This window comes from Mesorhizobium erdmanii (assembly GCF_013170725.1).
Classification (GTDB): domain Bacteria; phylum Pseudomonadota; class Alphaproteobacteria; order Rhizobiales; family Rhizobiaceae; genus Mesorhizobium; species Mesorhizobium erdmanii.
Genome location: NZ_CP033361.1, coordinates 2,028,957 through 2,045,352 on the forward strand (window position 1 = coordinate 2,028,957; position 16,396 = coordinate 2,045,352).

14 protein-coding genes are annotated in these 16,396 nt (G+C 63.4%); 1 reads left to right on the plus strand and 13 read right to left on the minus strand.

Annotated elements, in window-relative coordinates; all coding sequences use genetic code 11:
- Nucleotides 1–55: 55 nt before the first annotated feature.
- From EB233_RS09820 to EB233_RS09880, 13 genes are all read right to left on the minus strand, one after another.
- Nucleotides 56–373 carry a Dabb family protein gene (locus EB233_RS09820; protein WP_064992083.1) on the minus strand — a complete coding sequence of 106 codons (318 nt, stop codon included), beginning with the start codon at nucleotides 371–373 and terminating at the stop codon, nucleotides 56–58.
- An 88-nt stretch (nucleotides 374–461) separates the two neighbouring features.
- Nucleotides 462–2,090: a GMC family oxidoreductase gene (locus tag EB233_RS09825; RefSeq protein WP_064992126.1), complete on the minus strand. Its 1,629-nt coding sequence runs from the start codon at nucleotides 2,088–2,090 to the stop codon at nucleotides 462–464.
- Between the two features lie 12 nt (nucleotides 2,091–2,102).
- Entirely contained in the window at nucleotides 2,103–2,864 is a 762-nt protein-coding gene (locus tag EB233_RS09830; protein ID WP_064992084.1) for a 3-ketoacyl-ACP reductase, read from the minus strand.
- Nucleotides 2,861–4,363 (minus strand): FAD-dependent oxidoreductase, encoded by a 1,503-nt coding sequence (locus EB233_RS09835; RefSeq protein WP_064992085.1) that lies wholly within the window; start codon nucleotides 4,361–4,363, stop codon nucleotides 2,861–2,863. Before EB233_RS09835 ends, EB233_RS09830 begins: the two co-directional genes overlap by 4 nt.
- 88 nt (nucleotides 4,364–4,451) lie before the next feature.
- Nucleotides 4,452–5,567 carry an ABC transporter ATP-binding protein gene (locus EB233_RS09840; RefSeq protein ID WP_064992086.1) on the minus strand — a complete coding sequence of 372 codons (1,116 nt, stop codon included), beginning with the start codon at nucleotides 5,565–5,567 and terminating at the stop codon, nucleotides 4,452–4,454.
- A 22-nt stretch (nucleotides 5,568–5,589) separates the two neighbouring features.
- The gene (locus tag EB233_RS09845; protein ID WP_027056729.1) at nucleotides 5,590–6,549 is read right to left on the minus strand and encodes a carbohydrate ABC transporter permease; all 960 of its coding nucleotides are present in this window, start codon (nucleotides 6,547–6,549) and stop codon (nucleotides 5,590–5,592) included.
- On the minus strand, nucleotides 6,546–7,496 hold the full coding sequence (locus EB233_RS09850) for a carbohydrate ABC transporter permease (RefSeq protein ID WP_027056730.1): 951 nt from the start codon (nucleotides 7,494–7,496) through the stop codon (nucleotides 6,546–6,548). The genes EB233_RS09845 and EB233_RS09850 overlap by 4 nt, the downstream gene beginning before the upstream one ends.
- Before the next feature lie 152 nt (nucleotides 7,497–7,648).
- Nucleotides 7,649–8,902, minus strand: a complete 1,254-nt coding sequence (locus EB233_RS09855) for an ABC transporter substrate-binding protein (protein WP_064992087.1) — start codon at nucleotides 8,900–8,902, stop codon at nucleotides 7,649–7,651.
- A 58-nt stretch (nucleotides 8,903–8,960) separates the two neighbouring features.
- Entirely contained in the window at nucleotides 8,961–10,472 is a 1,512-nt protein-coding gene (locus EB233_RS09860) for an aldehyde dehydrogenase family protein (protein ID WP_064992088.1), read from the minus strand.
- A 14-nt stretch (nucleotides 10,473–10,486) separates the two neighbouring features.
- On the minus strand, nucleotides 10,487–11,263 hold the full coding sequence (locus EB233_RS09865; RefSeq protein WP_064992127.1) for an enoyl-CoA hydratase/isomerase family protein: 777 nt from the start codon (nucleotides 11,261–11,263) through the stop codon (nucleotides 10,487–10,489).
- A complete protein-coding gene (locus tag EB233_RS09870; RefSeq protein ID WP_064992089.1) occupies nucleotides 11,256–12,857 on the minus strand; it encodes an acyl CoA:acetate/3-ketoacid CoA transferase in 1,602 nt (533 codons plus the stop codon). The genes EB233_RS09865 and EB233_RS09870 overlap by 8 nt, the downstream gene beginning before the upstream one ends.
- The gene (locus EB233_RS09875; RefSeq protein WP_081294341.1) at nucleotides 12,854–13,870 is read right to left on the minus strand and encodes a Gfo/Idh/MocA family protein; all 1,017 of its coding nucleotides are present in this window, start codon (nucleotides 13,868–13,870) and stop codon (nucleotides 12,854–12,856) included. Before EB233_RS09875 ends, EB233_RS09870 begins: the two co-directional genes overlap by 4 nt.
- The gene (locus EB233_RS09880) at nucleotides 13,867–14,925 is read right to left on the minus strand and encodes a LacI family DNA-binding transcriptional regulator (protein ID WP_064992091.1); all 1,059 of its coding nucleotides are present in this window, start codon (nucleotides 14,923–14,925) and stop codon (nucleotides 13,867–13,869) included. Before EB233_RS09880 ends, EB233_RS09875 begins: the two co-directional genes overlap by 4 nt.
- Nucleotides 14,926–15,161: 236 nt before the next feature.
- Between EB233_RS09880 and EB233_RS09885 the strand changes: the two genes are divergently transcribed.
- Complete coding sequence (locus EB233_RS09885; protein ID WP_064992092.1) at nucleotides 15,162–16,316, plus strand: dihydrodipicolinate synthase family protein; 1,155 nt, start codon at nucleotides 15,162–15,164, stop codon at nucleotides 16,314–16,316.
- Nucleotides 16,317–16,396: the final 80 nt, after the last annotated feature.

Below are 16,396 nucleotides of genomic sequence, written 5' to 3' on the forward strand. Positions count from 1 at the left end.
GTCGCCCTGTTCGCAAAAGAGAACAGCGATCAGCCGGCTTTCGAAGAACCGGCGGTCACTTTTTCGTAAGATCGAGATCGAAGACCATCAATCCATCGGTGCCGCCTTCGAGCGCGGCGACCAGTCTTGCTCCCGCGCGCTGGTGCGCCTCATGCACCAGATAGGCGTCGCGCGCCGCGGCATTGTGGAAATCGATGGTGAAGCCATGGCTGAAGCCGCGCGCGAAAGGTTCGGGGCTGACATTGGCACTGAAGTGGACGCCGTCCATGCCGTCGATAACAGAGCGCAGCGCTTCCAGGTCGGCATGGATCGCCGCGCGCTCGTCGTCGGACACATCGCCGCGAAAGCTGACGAAAACACAGTGCCTGATCATTTTCTTACCCCTTTTCACGCAATTCCCGAGGGAAAGCTCTGTGCACTCTTCCCGGAAAAACCTCTGCACGCTTTTCCTGGAATTGCTTCTAAGCGGCCCGGTTGCCGGAAAACACGGCCGGCGGCAGCGGCTCGCGGCCGAGGATCAGGTCGGCACCCTTTTCGCCAACCATGATCGTCGGTGCGTTGGTGTTGGAGGAGGGCACGCGCGGCATCACCGAGGCATCGCAGACGCGCAACCCCTCGATGCCGCGCAGCCGCAGGTCCGGCGTCACCACGGCCATCTCGTCATGGCCCATGCGGCAGGTGCCGACCGGGTGATGGTCGGTCTTGGAGGTGCGGCAGGCATAGTCGAACAGCTCGTCATCGCTGGCGAGCGACGGGCCAGGCAGCACTTCGCGCAGCACGTAAGGGGCAAGCGCCTTCTGCCGCATGATCTCGCGCGCCAGCCGCAGGCCCTTGATCGACATGCCGCGGTCATAGGGATCGGACCAGTAGTTCGGGTCGATCAGCGGATGATCGGCCGGGTCGGCGCTTTTCAGCCGCACCGTGCCGCGCGAGCGCGGCCGCAGGAAGGCCGAGTTCAAGGTGACGCCGGGATTGTTCAGCTTCTCGACGCCGGCCTCGATGCCGGAGCCGAGGCCCAGGTGAAACTGGATGTCGGGCGAGGCGGCGGTCGGATCGGCGTACCAGAAGCCACCTGTCTCGAACAGGCTGGAGGCGACCGGCCCTTTCTTCAACAGCAGATATTGCAGACCTGCCCAGGCCGTGCGGTGCAGCTTGGCGTAGTTGTCGTAAGTGTGATCGCCCGTGCACTCGGCGATGACGAACAGATCGAGATGGTCCTGCATGTTGGAGCCGACGCCCGGCAGGTCGTGAACCGGCGTGACGCCGACAGATTTCAGGTGGTCGGCGGGGCCGATGCCCGACTGCATCAAGAGTTTCGGCGAGCCGATGGCGCCGGACGAGACGATCACTTCACGTTCGGCGCGCAGGATCTTCTTCTCGCCACCGGGGCGGTCGACGACCTCCACACCGACGGCGCGGCCCCTCTCGACGACGATACGGGTCACCAGCGCGTCGGTCCGGACGGTGAGGTTGTTGCGGGCGCGGATCGGCTTCAGATAGGCGACGGAAGCGGAGGACCGGCGGGCATCCTTCTGCGTCAGTTGATAGTAGCCGACGCCTTCCTGGGCAGCGCCGTTGAAGTCCGGGTTGAAGGGGATGCCCATCTCCTGGCCGGCGCGGAAATAGGCTTCGCAGATCGGCAGCGGCGAAATCGGGTTCGACACGCCGAGCGGACCCTGGTCGCCGTGGAAATCGTTGGCGAATCGCTGGTTGTTTTCGGCGCGCTTGAAATAGGGCAGCACGTCACGATAACCCCAACCGGTCAGCCCTTCTTCCTTCTCCCAGGCATCATAGTCGCGGGCATTGCCGCGCGTGTAGATCTGGGCGTTGATGGAGGAGCCGCCGCCGACGACCTTGGCCTGCGTGTACCAGAACACACGGTCCTTCATGTTCTTCTGCGGCACTGTCGACCAACCCCAGGAGGCAATGCCCTTGGTCATCTTGGCGAAGCCCGCCGGCATGTGGATATAGGGATGCCAGTCCTTGCCGCCGGCTTCGAGCAACAGCACCGAATTGGAAGGATCCTCGCTCAGCCGATTGGCCAGAACACACCCGGCCGGGCCGGCGCCCACGATGATGTAGTCGGTCATAGTCTCATCCATTCATAGCCGGGGCACGGAGAGGGCGCCGTCGACATTGATGATCGAGCCGGTCGAAAAGCCGAGCCTGCCGGCTGCAAGCGTCGCCACCACGGCGCCGATGTCGGATGCTTCGCCCCAGCGTTTGGCCGGCACCAGGCCGCTGTCGATCAAAGCATCGTATTTTGCTGATACACCCCCCGTCATGTCGGTGCGGATGATGCCCGGCCGCAGCTCGAACACGCCGATGTCTTCGGGAGCAAGCCGCAGCGCCAGGTTCTTTACCCACATGGAAAGCCCGGCCTTGGAGACGCAGTAGTCGGGACGTTCCGGCGAGGCCATCTCGGCGCTGACCGACGTGATGGTGATGATCGATTTCGGGTGGTCGCCGGGTGTGGCCAGCATCGCCTTGGCGACAGCTTGGCTGAGGAACACCGTGCCGCGCAGGTTGATGCCGAGCGTGCGATCGAAGTTCTCGGGTTTCAATTCCAGGAGATCGCCGCGCACCACGGCGCCGACGCCGGCATTGTTGACAAGGCAATCTATGCGGCCGAAGGCGCGCATGGCGGCATCGACCAACACAGCGTGATCGTTGAGGTTGGCGATATCGCATTTGATGTAGGCGAACTTCGCGCCACGCCCGGCGATGTCGGCAGCAAGCCTATCCGGCGCTTGTTCAGCGAGATCGGCGACCAGGATGTCGAAGTCCGAATCGGCCAGCGCCTCGGCGCAGGCCAACCCGATGCCGCGCGCGCCGCCGGTGACGATGGCCGCCGGGCGGGTCATGCCACGAGGTCCGACTTGCGGATGTGGTCGGCCACGCGCAGCGCCTGAGCCGCGATCGATAGCGCCGGGTTCACGGCAGCCGAGTTGGGCAGGAAACTGGCGTCGACGACGAACAGGTTTCGGTGGTCGAACGACCGGCAGAAGGGGTCGAGCGGCGCGGTTGCCGGATCGTCGCCCATCTTGACCGTGCCGCACTGGTGCGAGGGGGTGCGCTTGTCGAAGGGGCGCGACAGAACGATGGGATAACCGCAGGCGCGGAAGTGTTCGCGCATCACCTTGGTCAGCCCGTCGAGCGACTGCATGTTGGAGCGGCGCCACTGCATGACGATGTCCTTGCCGTCGACCATGATGCGGCTTTCGGGATCGGGCAGGTCCTCGCACATCAAGTACCAGTCGACGGCGTGGCCGGCCATGTAGTCGAGCGCGAATTTCGGCACAGACTTCACATTGGCCTTGAGCATGTTGCCGTCGATCTTGCCGAGCAGTTGGACATTGCCGAGCGGTTTGCCGCCCTTGCCGTCGGTGAGATAGTAGTCGTTTAGCATCAGCGTCTTCTGATAGACGGCGTCGTTCCTGCGGCGCGGGTCGATGGCCAGCATGGCGCTGGAATTGTGGTTCATGAAATTGCGGCCGACCTGGTCGGAACGGTTGGCGAGTCCTTTGCCATCTGGTGAAGGCGAGCGCAGCAGGATGACGGCAGAATTGACCGCACCCGCGGACAGGATGACCAGTTTTGACGACAGTTTCTTCAGCCCGCCATTCTGCCGGTAGTGGATGGCGGCGATGCTTTTGCCATCTTGTGCGACTTCGAGGTATTCGACATGGCATCCGGTCTCGAGCCGGATGTTCTCGTCCTTGAGGGCCGCCGCCAGCGGTGCCGTCTGGGCGTCCATCTTGCCATGGCCGGTGTTCGGAAACGCGTCCCAGCCGGTCCTGCCCTCCTTCAGCCAGGTGTCGATGTCGACGCCGAGCGGCAGCGAGGCCGGATGCAGGCCGAGCCCTCTGAGCTCGGCGCGGGCACGCGCAATCGGCGCCTCGTCGGGCACTGGCTTGAAGGCATAGGGAATCGAGTGGAACGGTTCGGTCGGGTCCTCGCCCAGCGCGCCGCGCACGCGAAACAGCTGCTCGGCCTTCGAATACCAGGGCTCGAACTCGTCATAGGAAAACGGCCAGGCCGGCGAGATGCCGCCAAAGTGCTCCATGGCGGAGAAATCTTCCTTGCGGTAGCGGATCAGCACCGCGCCGAAGAATTTCGAATTGCCGCCGACATAGTAGTAATTGCCCGGGTTGAAGGCCGCACCGCCGGCCTCGCGCCACATCTCCTTCGGCCGATAGTGACCGTCGAGGAAAATCGCGCGCGTGTCGCGGGCATGCGGCGTTGCCGGCAAGGGCTCGCCGCGCTCCAGCATCAGGATCGAGGCGCCGCTGCCGGCCAGACCGGAAGCGATCGTGGCGCCGCCGATGCCGGAGCCGATGATGACGATGTCCGGATTTGTCATGGCCTAAATCGCGTCCCGACGCGCTTCAGGTTTTTGCAGGGATGCATGTCGTTGCCCCAAAACCGAATCCACTTTTGGGCGACATGCATCAGCGTATGCGGTTTTCGGTCGCCGGATCGAAGAACACCGCCTTGGTCAGGTTGAAGGCGAGCGGCGTGTTGGTGCCCGGCTGGATGTTGGCGTCGGCGCGCAATCGCGCCACAACGCCCTTGCCGCCGAGATTGGTGACGGCGAACGTGTCTGAGCCGGCCGGCTCTACCACTTCTATATGCAGGTCGGCGGTGGCGATGTTGGAGGCATTGCGCTCGGCGCCTTCCGGATCGGTCAACGCTTCCGGCCGTACGCCAAAGATGATCGGCTTGCCCTGGAATGCCGAGAGACCCGCCGGCGCATTGGCCATCGGCAGCGTGATCGGCTCGCGCATCTCCCGCTGCAGCACGACGGACAGCGCATTGCCCGAGGTGGCGATGGTCGCCGGGATCAGGTTCATGGCCGGCGAACCCATGAAGTCGGCAACGAACAGGTTGGTCGGGTTGTTGTAGATTTCGGCCGGCGTGCCGAACTGCTGCACCTCGCCGTCGCGCATGACGGCGATCTTGGTCGCCAGCGTCATCGCCTCGATCTGGTCGTGGGTGACGTAGACGATGGTCGTGCCGGTCGTGGCGTGCAGGCGCTTGATCTCGATGCGCATGTCGACGCGCAGCTTGGCGTCGAGGTTGGACAAAGGCTCGTCGAACAGGAACAGTTTGGGGTCGCGCACCAGCGCCCGGCCCATGGCGACGCGCTGGCGCTGGCCGCCGGAAAGCTGGCTCGGCTTGCGCTGCAGCAAGTGGCCGATCTGCAGGACCTTCGCCACCTTGTCGATCGCCTTCTGGCGTTCGTCCGCCGGCACGCCGCGCATCTCCATGCCGAAGGAGATGTTCCCGGCCACCGTCATGTTGGGGTAGAGCGCGTAGCTCTGGAACACCATGGCGATATCGCGCTTGGACGGGTGAAGATCGTTGATGGCGCGCCCGTCGACGCGGATTTCGCCCTCCGTGATCTGCTCCAGCCCGGCGATGGTGTTGAGCAGCGTGGACTTGCCGCAGCCGGACGGGCCAACCAGCACCAGGAAGCCGCCCTTTTCGAGTTCGACATCGATGCCTTTCAGGATCTCAACATTCCCGAAGCGCTTCTTCAGCCCGTCAATTTCCAGAAAAGCCATGGTCGTTCCTTCGATAAAGAGGTCAGCCTTTGACCGCGCCCGCCATCAGCCCGCGCACGAAATAGCGCCCGGCGACGACATAGACGATCAGGGTGGGCAGCGCCGCGATCATCGCGGCCGCCATGTTGACGTTGTATTCGACGACGCCGGTCGAAGTGTTGACGACGTTGTTGAGCGCCACGGTCATCGGCATGGCGTCGCCGGTGCCGGCATAGGCCGAGGCGAACAGGAAGTCGTTCCAGATGTTGGTGAACTGGTAGATGACGGTGACGACGAAGATCGGCATCGAGTTCGGCAGCATGATGCGGCGGAAGATCTGGAAGAAGGAGGCGCCGTCGACTTGTGCTGCCTTGATCAGCTCGTTCGGGAAGGCTTCGTAATAGTTGCGGAAGAACAAGGTGGTGAAGCCGATGCCGTAGACGACGTGGACGAAGACCAGATTGACCGTCGGATTGCCGAGGCCGAAGCTGGTGCCGACCGAGTTCTGCAGTGAGACGCCGAAACGGCCGAGGCTGCCGAGGATGGTCGCCATCGGCAGCAGCACCGACTGGAACGGGATGAAGCAGGCGAACAGCATCAGGCCGAACACCAGCGTCGCGCCGCGAAAACGCCATTTGGTCAGCACGTAGCCGTTGAGCGCGCCGAGCATGGTCGAGATCAGCACGGCCGGAACCACCATCTTGATGGAGTTCCAGAAATAGCCCTTGATGCCGGCGCAGGTGAGGCCGACGCAGGTCTCGCCCCAGGCCTTCAGCCACGGGTCGAAGGTCGGCGCCTTGGGCAGTGCCAGCATGTTGCCGTTCTGGATCTCGTCCATGGTCTTGAACGAGGTGACCAGCATGACGAACAGCGGCATCAGGTAGAACAGGGCGAACAGCGCCAAAAGCCCGTAGATGACGATGCGGTTGATGGTCTTGGTGCTGAGGCCGCCGGAGTTTTGCCGGGACGCGGTTTGGCGGGCAGGGGTGGCGATAGCGCTCATCGCGGCTTCTCCCTGAGTTCCGAATAGAGATAGGGCACGATGATGGCGACGATGGTCATCAGCATGATCACGGCACTGGCCGAGCCGACGGCCATCTCGTTGCGCTTGAAGGTGTATTCATACATGAAGTTGGACGGAAGCCAGGCCGAGCCGCCCGGTCCACCGCTGGTCAGCGCCACCACCAGATCGTACGACTTGATGGCGAGGTGGGCGAGCACGATGAAGGCCGACAAGAAGATCGGCCGCAGCAGCGGAATGACGATGCGGCGATAGAGCTGGAAGGTGGTGGCGCCGTCGATCTGCGCCGCCTTCATGATCTCGCCGTCAATGCCGCGCAGGCCGGCCAGGAACATCGCCATGATGAAGCCGGAGGCCTGCCAGACACCGGCGATGACCACCGTGTAGATGACGAAATCCTTGTTCTTGATCCAGTCGAAGTGGAAGCTCGTCCAGCCCCATTGATGCAGGGTCTGTTCGAGGCCGAGGCCGGGATCGAGGAACCATTTCCAGGCGACGCCGGTGACGATGAAGGACAGCGCCATGGGATAGAGGTAGATCGGCCGCAGCACGCCTTCGCCGCGGATTTTCTGATCAAGCAGGATGGCCAGGAACAGGCCGAGCGCCAGGCAGATCAGGATGTAGAGAAAGCCGAAAATGCCCATATTGGTGATCGACGTGTACCAGCTCGACGGCGGGTCGGTGTCGAAGGTCCAGCCCCACAGCCGCTGATAGGCGCGCGACCCGGTTATGACATAGGACGGAAAGGTCTTGGAATTGGTGAAGGACAGATAGATCGTCCACAGGATGAAGCCGTAGACGAAGACGATGGTGATGGCGAAGCTCGGCGCCAGCACGATCTTCGGCAAGGCGTCCTGCAAGCGCGCACGCACGGTGGGGCGCGACCGCTCCGGCGTCAGCTTGATCTGGGTTGTTGCTACCGTGCTCATGAGCTCCTCCCGCTTCGGGTCGTCCGTGCTCTGCCGTCAGGCGGCAAGGCGGCCCATGCATACGGGTCCTTGGTCGGCATGATGTTCAGGCCGGCCAATCGTTGAGATAGAACCTCCCCCGCCGAAGCGGGGAAGGTGTCTTCAGGTGGCGCTTACTTGGCGTCGTCGATCGCCTTGACCAGTTCGGTCACGGCTTCGTCCGAGGTCTTGATCTGGCCATGGACGAACTTCGAAACGACGTCCTTGTAGGCATTGGCGACCGCCGGGGGCGCGCCATAGCCCTGGGCGAGCGAGCCGAACAGCGTGCCGCCTTCGTTGGCTGCCTTCAAATCGGCGATGCCCTTCTTGCCGCAAGCGTCGAAGTCGGTGTCGGGAACGTCGGTACGGGCCGGAACCGAACCCTTGACGACGTTGAAGGCCGACTGGAAGCTCTTCGACAGTGTGGCGGTGGCCAGTGCGACCTGGGCGGCCTTGCGGTCATCCGGAACGTTGAACATGCCGAACATGTCGGAGTTGTAGATCACGGAGCCATCGGTGCCCGGGAAGCGATAGCACAGGAAGTCCGTGCCCGGGGTCTTCTTGGCGGCGTGGAATTCACCCTTGGCCCAGTCGCCCATGACCTGCACCAGGGCATCGCCCTTGATGACCATGGCCGTGGCAAGGTTCCAGTCACGGCCCGAGAAGTTCGGGTCGACATAAGTGACGAGCTTGGCGAGGTTGTCGAACGACTTCTTCATCGTGTCCGACTTGAGCGAAGCGTCGTCGAGGTCGTTGAAGGCCTTCTTGTAGAACTCAGGTCCGCCGGTCGACAGCACGACCGAGTCGAACATGGTGGCTTCCTGCCAGTTCTGGCCGCCGAGAGCGAGCGGGATCACGCCTGCTGCCTTGGCCTTGTCGAGCAGGGCAACGAAGTCGTCGAAGGTCTTCGGCTCAGTGCCGCCGATCTTGTCCATGACGGCCTTGTTGATCCACAGCCAGTTGACCGAGTGGACGTTGACCGGAGCCGCGACCCACTTGCCGTCATAGACCGAGAATTTCTGCAGGGCGGCCGGAACCGACTTGTCCCAGCCTTCCTTCTTCGCCGTCTCGGTCAGGTCGCCCATGACGCCGGCAGCCGCATAGTCGAGCACGGTGTAGCCAAGCATCTGCGACGCGGTCGGGTAATTGCCGGCCGCGACCATCGCCTTCAGCGCGGTCATGGCAGCGTCGCCGCCACCGCCGGCCACCGGCACGTCCTTCCAGGCATAGCCTTCCTTGGCCAGATCGCCCTTGAGGACGTTGAGAGCAGCCGCTTCGCCGCCCGACGTCCACCAATGCAGCATCTGCACTTCCTTGACGTCCGCAGCATGCGCTGAGAACGCAAAGCTCGTCGCGAGAGCCGTTCCGATAAGCAGTTTGCGCAACATGTACTTCCTCCCTTGTTGCATTACACGACCGGTGGCAGGCCACCGGGTTCTTCCCAACTCAGCCAACCCACCAACCGGTGCGCTGGCCGCGATGAAACTGGATTGTCTTTTCCTCGGTATAATCCTCGACGGCGCGTTTGCCGAGTTCGCGTCCGAGACCGGACTGCTTGTAGCCTCCGAAAGGCAGCTCGGGATAACCTTCCATGAATGTGTTCACCCAAACCGTCCCCGAGCGCACCCCGCGCGCCACCGACATGCAAGTGTCGATGCTGGCGCTCCACACACCCGCCGACAGACCATAGGGCGTGTTGTTGGCGATGTGCAACGCCTTTTCAATCGTTTCAAAAGTGAGCACGGAGAGCACCGGTCCGAACACTTCCTCGCGTGCGACGGCCATATCCTCGGTGACGCCGCGGATGATGGTTGGATCGAGGTATTGGCCGGCATTGGAGGCCAATTGCTTGCCGCCGCTGTAGACATTGCTGCCGCCGCTCGCGGCTGCCGTGACGTAACCGGTCACCTTGGCCAGATGGTCGGACGAAATCATCGCGCCGACCTTGGTGCTGTCGTGGAGTGGATCGCCGACTTTTACCTTGGCGGTGAGCGCCTTGACGGCGCTGAGAAAATCGTCCGCGATCGCTTCATGCACGATCAGCCGGCTGCCGGCATTGCAGCATTCGCCCGCATTGAAGAAGCCGCCGAACACGGCCGCGTCGGCGGCCGCTTCGAGGTCGGCATCGGGGAAGACGATCTGGCCGTTCTTGCCGCCGAGTTCCATCGAGACCTTCTTCAGCGACTGCGCGGCGGACGCCATGGTCATCTTGCCGACGCGGGTCGAGCCGGTGAACGACACCATCTCGACCAGGGGATGGCTGACCATCGGCGCGCCGACATCGGCGCCCAGGCCCGCGAGGATGTTGACGACGCCCGCTGGCAGCCCGGCCTGCATCAGGATGTCGCCAAGGACAAAGGTCGAGGCCGAGGTCATTTCGCTCGGCTTGACCACAGCCGTGCAGCCGGCGGCGAGGGCGAAAGGCAGTTTCTGGCTGACGATGAGGAACGGGAAATTCCACGGCGTGATGATCGAAACGACGCCGATCGGTTCGCGCACGACCACGCCCAGCATGGCATCGCCGAGATTGGCATAGCTCTCGCCATGCAGTGTGCGGGCAAGCGAGGCGGCATAGCGCCAGATGTCGACGGCGCCGCCGATCTCGCCGCGCGCCTGGGCGATCGGCTTGCCGGATTCCAGGGCGTCGAGCCGGGCGATCTGTTCCAGTTGCGCCTCGATCAGGTCGGCCGCCTTGAAAAGGACGGCGGCGCGTTCGGAGGCCTTCATGCGTGGCCATGGGCCGGTCTCGAACGCCTTGTGCGCGGCCTGCACGGCCGCTTCCACTTCGGCCTCGCCGGCCTGCGCATAGCGCGAAACGGTAAACCCATGGCCGGGGCTGTTGCGCGCAATCGTGCGGCCGTCGCGGGCATCGACATGCTTGCCGTCGATCAGCAGCCGATAGGTCTTTGGCGCGGCTGATGCCTCGGCGGGCATGGCGATGTTGAGAGGTGCGTTCATCAGGATTGTCTTCTCTAGGTTCTTGAAAATGCCGGCTTCTGCCTGGTCTTGAAGGCGTCGACGCCAGCCTTGAGATCGCCGGTCAATGCGATGAACCCGCTGGCGAGCGCTTCCGTTGCCGCCGCACTTTCCTCGCCTTCGGCAACCGCGATCATCAGTTTGGCGGCTTCCGTCGCCAGCGGGCCGCGTTCTGCGATCTTTTCGGCCCAGGCCGTGGCTTCGACCAAGCCGTTACCCGTTTCGGCCACCCGGTCCACCACGCCAAGGGCCAGCGCTTCGGGAGCGAGAAGTATTTCACCACCCAGTGCCATGCGGCGCACCGTTTGCGCACCGAAGCGACGCACCGCGCGCTGCGTGCCGGACCAGCCGGGGACGACGCCGATCGAAGTTTCGGGGAAACCGAGCTTGATGTGTGTTTCGGCGACCCGGAAATCGCAGGCGACCGCCAGTTCCAGGCCGCCGCCCAGCGCATGGCCGGACAGCACGGCTATGGTCGGTTGCCTGAGCCGCGCCAGCCGGTCGAAGACACGATGGCCATATCGTACCCATTGCACCTGGAAATCGGCGGCGCTCATGGCGCCCCAGGCCTCGACGTCGCCGCCGGCGCAAAAGCCCTTGCCTTCGCCGCGCAGCAGCACGACGCGGACGCCGTCGGCCATCTCCGCCTCATCAAGCGCGGTCTCCAGCGCGCGCAGCATCGGGATATCGAGCGCGTTGAATTTCTCTGGCCGGCGCAAGGAGACGACGCCGATGGCGCCCTCCTTTTCGAAGGTGACGAGACGCTCAGCCATGCGCGCCTCCGAGCGAGGCGCCGCCATTGAGCGACAGGCCAATCGGACGGTCCTGATAGAGCGCCGCCGGCGTCACCTTGAGGTCGTTGGCGACGCCGAGCGGAATCTCGGACTGCGCCAGCACATCGCGCTCGAGGTCGATGCCGGGCGCCAGTTCCGTCACCATCAAACCGTCCGGCGTCAGCTTCATCACGCAGCGCTCGGTGACATAAGTGATGTCCTGCCCTTGCGCGACCGCACGCTTGCCGGAGAAGGAGATGTGCTCGACCTCGTTGACTACCTTCTTGACCTTGCCCTCCTGGTCGATGCGGATGCCGCCCTCGGCCAGCGAGAGTTTTGCGCCGGCATTGAAGAAGCCCGAGAAGACGATCTTCTTCGCCCGCGATGTGATGTCGACGAAGCCGCCGGCGCCGGCGGTGACATGCGGCCGCGCCGACAGTTTCGAGACGTTGACCGAGCCGTGGCGGTCGATCTGCAGGAACGATAGCAGCGAGGCGTCGAAGCCGCCTGCCTGGAAATAGATGAACTGGTGCGGCGAGGGCATAATCGCTTCGGCATTGGAGGCGCAGCCGAACTTGAAGTCGAGCAGCGGCACGCCGCCGACCGCGCCCTGTTCGATCACCCAGGTGACCTTGCCGTGCTGGCCTTCTTCCAGAAGGATGCGCGGCACATTGGCCGAGATGCCGAAGCCGATGTTGACGGCCATGCCGTCGCGCAATTCCATGGCGACGCGGCGCGCGATCACCTTCTGGACGTTCATCTCGGCGTTGCGGAAGGTCGACAGCGGCCGGAAGATCTCGCCCGAAATCGCCGGGTCGTAAGGCGTCAGCGTCGTCTGCAACTGGTCAGGCGCAACCACGATGTGATCAACCAGCACGCCCGGCACGCGCACGTCATGCGGCTTCAGCGTGCCGTTCTCGACGACGCGCTTGACCTGCGCGATGACGATGCCGCCATTGTTGCGGGCGGCGAGCGCCTGTTCGAGGCCGCCGAGATAGGCGCCTTCATGTTCATAAGTGAGGTTGCCGCGCTCGTCTGATGTGGTGGCGCGGATAATCGAAACCTGCGGCACGATCGAGCGGAAATAGAGCCATTCCTCGCCATCGAATTGCTGCACCGAGACGATGGGCTCGTTTGCGGCGTCGTTCATGGCGCAGCCCTGATGACGCGGATCGGCAAACGTATCGAGGCCGACCTTGGTCAGCACGCCTGGCCGCTTGGCGGCGGCCTCGCGGTGCATGTCGAAGAGGATGCCGGACGGCACGTTGTAGGCGGCGACCGAATTGTCGCCGATCATCTTCCATATTTGCGGCGGCTCGGACGAGGAGGGGCCGGATGGATAGGAGCCGCACAGCGTGCGCTTCAACAGGCCGGGCTTGGCGAGATGATCGATGCCCTTGATGCCATACATGTCGCCGGCGGCGATGGGGTGCAGCGTGGTGATATTCTTCGGATGGCCTTCGCTGTCGAAGCGTTCGCCGATGGCGGCCAGCACGGCGTCCGGACAGCCAAGCCCACTCGACGACGACACGGATACCGTCATGCCGTCCTTGATCAGGCTGGCTGCCTGCGTTGCGGAAACGACCTTGCTCACTTCATGCTCCCGAGTTTCGGGTCGATCTTGACGGCTTTGCCGGAGTTGGCCGATTGAAGCGCTGCCTCGGCCGAGGCCAGCGACCAGACGCCGTCCTCGCCGGTGGCGGCAGGTTGGCCCCCGCCGTGGATCGCGGCATGGAATTGGCGCACGGATCTGACGTAGAGATCCTCGTGGTCGAAGCTCAATTGCTCTTCGCCCTCGGCAGTGCGCAACAGCACCAAGCCGCCCGGCCTCTGGGTCATCACGTCGCTGGCGATCAACGAGCCTTGCGAACCATGCACTTCGAAGCCGGTGCCGGCGAATTTGGTGGTGAAACCTTCATGCGACTGGGCGATGAGGCCGGACTTGAAGCGCCATATGCACATGGCGCCGTCTTCCAGGCCGCCGCCGGCCATGCCGGCGGCTTGTGTGAAGGCCGAGACCTCGACTGGATCGTCACCAAGTACGAAGCGCAGCGTGTCGGCATCGTGCACGGTTATGTCGAGTACAACACCGCCGCCTGCTTCCGGCTTGGTGATGCGCCAGCCCTGCAGATTCTCCGGCAGATAGACGGAATGGAAGACGCGCGCCGCGATCGGCCTGCCGATGCGGCCGGCCGCGACGGCCTCACGCATGGCGCGATGGGCGCCGGCGTTGCGCAGATGATGGTTGGTGCCGAGCACGATGCCCGCGTCCCTGGCGGCCGCGACCATCCTGCGGGCGTCGGCACTGGCCAGCGCCAGCGGCTTCTCGCACAGCACATGCTTTCCCGCTTCGATGGCGGCAAGCGCCTGTTCGAGATGCAATTCGTTGGTGGTCGAGATGTAGACGGCGTCGACATCCTCACCAAGGAGTTCATCAAGCGTCGAGACCGCAAGCGGAATGTTGTTTTCCACGGCATACGCCTGGGCCCGCTCCGGGCTGGAACTCATCACCGCGGCGATCTTGCCATCGGCCTGCGCACGAATGGCGTTGATCATGAATTGCCTGGCGATCGCGCTGGCGCCGATCAGCCCCCATTTGACACTCACGCGACGCCTCCCGTTCCCGCGGGCCTGTTTCGCGTGCGGCGGTCCGGACCGCAGCTTTCCCTGACCACGAGGTTGACCGCGCCGATATGGTCTTCGGCGCGCGTCGTGCGCGACTGGATCATCTTCAGCATGACATGGGCGGCGCGCTCGCCGAGGCCGGCCGTGTCGACCGCGACGCTGGTCAGCGCCGGCATGTAGTGCTCGGCCTCGACCACGTCGTCGAAGCCGACCACGGCGAAATCCGCACCCGGTTCAAGCCTGCGCTTGCGCAACGCTAGCATCACGCCGAAAGCGACGGCATCGTTGAAGCAAAGCGCCGCGGTCGGTGGTTCGGCCATCGCAAGAGCGGCTTCAAGGCAAGCGAGGCCGCCTCTGCGGCTGGTTTCGCCTTCGATCACGAGCACATCGCGGGCGGCGATGCCCTGCGTCTCGCAGGCTTCGCGAAAACCACCGAGCCTCTCTTGGTAGACCACGAGATCCGAAGAGCCGCCGAAGAAGGCGAGCCGTCGATGCCCTTTGCCGATGAGATGGGCAGCGGCAAGATAGGCGCCGCGATGATTGTCCGGCGCGATCACCGGGACACGGCTTTCAGGCAGGCGCCGCATGGCAAAGACGACCGGCACGCCCGCCATCTCCAGCCGGCGGAAAGCGCTTGGCATCGTGCCGCGCGCTGGCGAGACGATGAGGCCGGCGACGCCTTGCTCCATCAGCGATTTCAGCACCTCTTCCTGGCGCACCGGATTTTCCGCCGTATTGGCGATGAAAGGCACGATACCGGCCGACTGGAAGACGCGCTCCATGCCGACCGCCAGTTCGGCGAAGAACGGATTGGTGAGATCGTTGATGACCATGCCGATGACGTTGGAATGGGCCTTGCGCAGATTGGCGGCGCCGCGGTTGTAGACATAGCCGACATCCTCGATCGCCTTGCGCACCTTGACCGCGGTCTCAGGCCGGATCAGCCCGCTGCCCTGGAGCACGAGCGATACCGTCGATTTGGACACGCCAGCCTCGCGGGCGATGTCGAAGATCGTCGCCTTGGCCCGGCTGGCCATCCAGATATCTCCTCCCGGTTTCTGCAAAATCTATTGGAACGTTCTAATCCCTGCGCCATGGATGAGTCAATCGGGTTTTTCCTCTATAGGGAGATACGATCGTAGGTGGTCCAATGACATGCCATCAAAGGCTTTCTGTGCTGCATCGCAGCATTCATCGGCGGTCGACTTCGGATCTTAAAGGTTCTTGATTTATTGGAACGTTCCATTTATAGGCGCTGAAAAGGGAGCGATCGATGGACATTGCCTTACCTGATGAGGGTGGCCGCATCACCCGTTACACGGTCGTCGGACAACCGGTGCGGCCTGACATCGGCGCGCGGTTTTCACGCATTGCCTATGCCGCCGCGCATGTCGTTGCCGATCCCTTCGAAATGACCGATCCATGGTCGCGGCCGGTGGTCGACTGGGACAGGACGATGGCGTTCCGTCATCATTTGTGGCGGCTTGGTTTCCGCATCGCCGAGGCGATGGACACGTCGCAGCGCGGCATGGGTTTCGACTGGACAAGCGCCCGGGAGTTGATCCGCAGGTCGATCGCCGAATCCCGCACCGTCGAAGGTGCCGATCTCGCCTCGGGTGTGGGAACAGACCATCTGGAGCCGGCGTCGGTCCAGTCGCTGCATGATGTGATAGCGGCCTATGAGGAGCAGTTCGCTTTCATCGAGGGAGAGGGCGGCAAGGCGATCATGATGGCCAGCCGCGCGCTGGCGGCGGTGGCGAAGGGGCCGGATGATTATGCGCGCGTCTACGACCGTATGCTAAGCCAGGCGTCCGGAAAAGTCATCCTGCACTGGCTGGGCGACATGTTCGACCCAGCGTTGAAGGGTTATTGGGGCAGCGACGATTTCGAGACCGCGCTCGATACTGTGGTCGCCATCATCGAACGCCACGCGAACAAGGTCGAAGGCATAAAGATATCGTTGCTCGATGCCGGCAAGGAGGTCGCGCTCCGAAACCGGCTGCCGGATGGCGTGGTGATGTTCACCGGTGACGACTTCAACTATCCCGAGTTGATCGCTGGAGACGGCAAGAGGCACTCGCACGCCCTGCTCGGCATTTTCGACGCCATAGCCCCGGTCGCCAACGCTGCCCTGGCCAAGCTCGCAGAGGGCGATCAGGCCGTCTATGACGCGCTGATGGCGCCGACGGTGCCGCTGTCGCGAAAAATCTTCGAGACGCCGACGGAATACTACAAGGCCGGCATCGTCTTCATGGCCTGGCTGAACGGCCACCAGGACCATTTCGCCATGGTTGGCGGCATGCAGTCGGCGCGCGGCATCCGCCACTATGCCGAAATCTTCCGCCTTGCTGACCAGGCGGGATTGCTGGCCGATCCCGACCTTGCCATATCCCGGATGAAGAGCCTGTGTGCTGTCGCCGGCGTCTGATCCAAACGAAAAATGGCCAGAAGATTCCCCCGCGCGGGGAATTTGCGGTATTGCTTTCGGTCTGGGAGGATCAGAGGACC

What these genes read in the sequence shown, in the direction of transcription:
- EB233_RS09855 (WP_064992087.1), bottom strand. Translation starts at nt 8,902, where the DNA reads ATGTTGCGCAAACTGCTTATCGGAACGGCTCTCGCGACGAGCTTTGCG.
- EB233_RS09850 (WP_027056730.1), bottom strand. Translation starts at nt 7,496, where the DNA reads ATGAGCACGGTAGCAACAACCCAGATCAAGCTGACGCCGGAGCGGTCG.
- EB233_RS09830 (WP_064992084.1), bottom strand. Translation starts at nt 2,864, where the DNA reads ATGACCCGCCCGGCGGCCATCGTCACCGGCGGCGCGCGCGGCATCGGG.
- EB233_RS09845 (WP_027056729.1), bottom strand. Translation starts at nt 6,549, where the DNA reads ATGAGCGCTATCGCCACCCCTGCCCGCCAAACCGCGTCCCGGCAAAAC.
- EB233_RS09880 (WP_064992091.1), bottom strand. Translation starts at nt 14,925, where the DNA reads ATGGCCAGCCGGGCCAAGGCGACGATCTTCGACATCGCCCGCGAGGCT.
- EB233_RS09885 (WP_064992092.1), top strand. Translation starts at nt 15,162, where the DNA reads ATGGACATTGCCTTACCTGATGAGGGTGGCCGCATCACCCGTTACACG.
- EB233_RS09860 (WP_064992088.1), bottom strand. Translation starts at nt 10,472, where the DNA reads ATGAACGCACCTCTCAACATCGCCATGCCCGCCGAGGCATCAGCCGCG.
- EB233_RS09865 (WP_064992127.1), bottom strand. Translation starts at nt 11,263, where the DNA reads ATGGCTGAGCGTCTCGTCACCTTCGAAAAGGAGGGCGCCATCGGCGTC.
- EB233_RS09825 (WP_064992126.1), bottom strand. Translation starts at nt 2,090, where the DNA reads ATGACCGACTACATCATCGTGGGCGCCGGCCCGGCCGGGTGTGTTCTG.
- EB233_RS09840 (WP_064992086.1), bottom strand. Translation starts at nt 5,567, where the DNA reads ATGGCTTTTCTGGAAATTGACGGGCTGAAGAAGCGCTTCGGGAATGTT.
- EB233_RS09835 (WP_064992085.1), bottom strand. Translation starts at nt 4,363, where the DNA reads ATGACAAATCCGGACATCGTCATCATCGGCTCCGGCATCGGCGGCGCC.
- EB233_RS09820 (WP_064992083.1), bottom strand. Translation starts at nt 373, where the DNA reads ATGATCAGGCACTGTGTTTTCGTCAGCTTTCGCGGCGATGTGTCCGAC.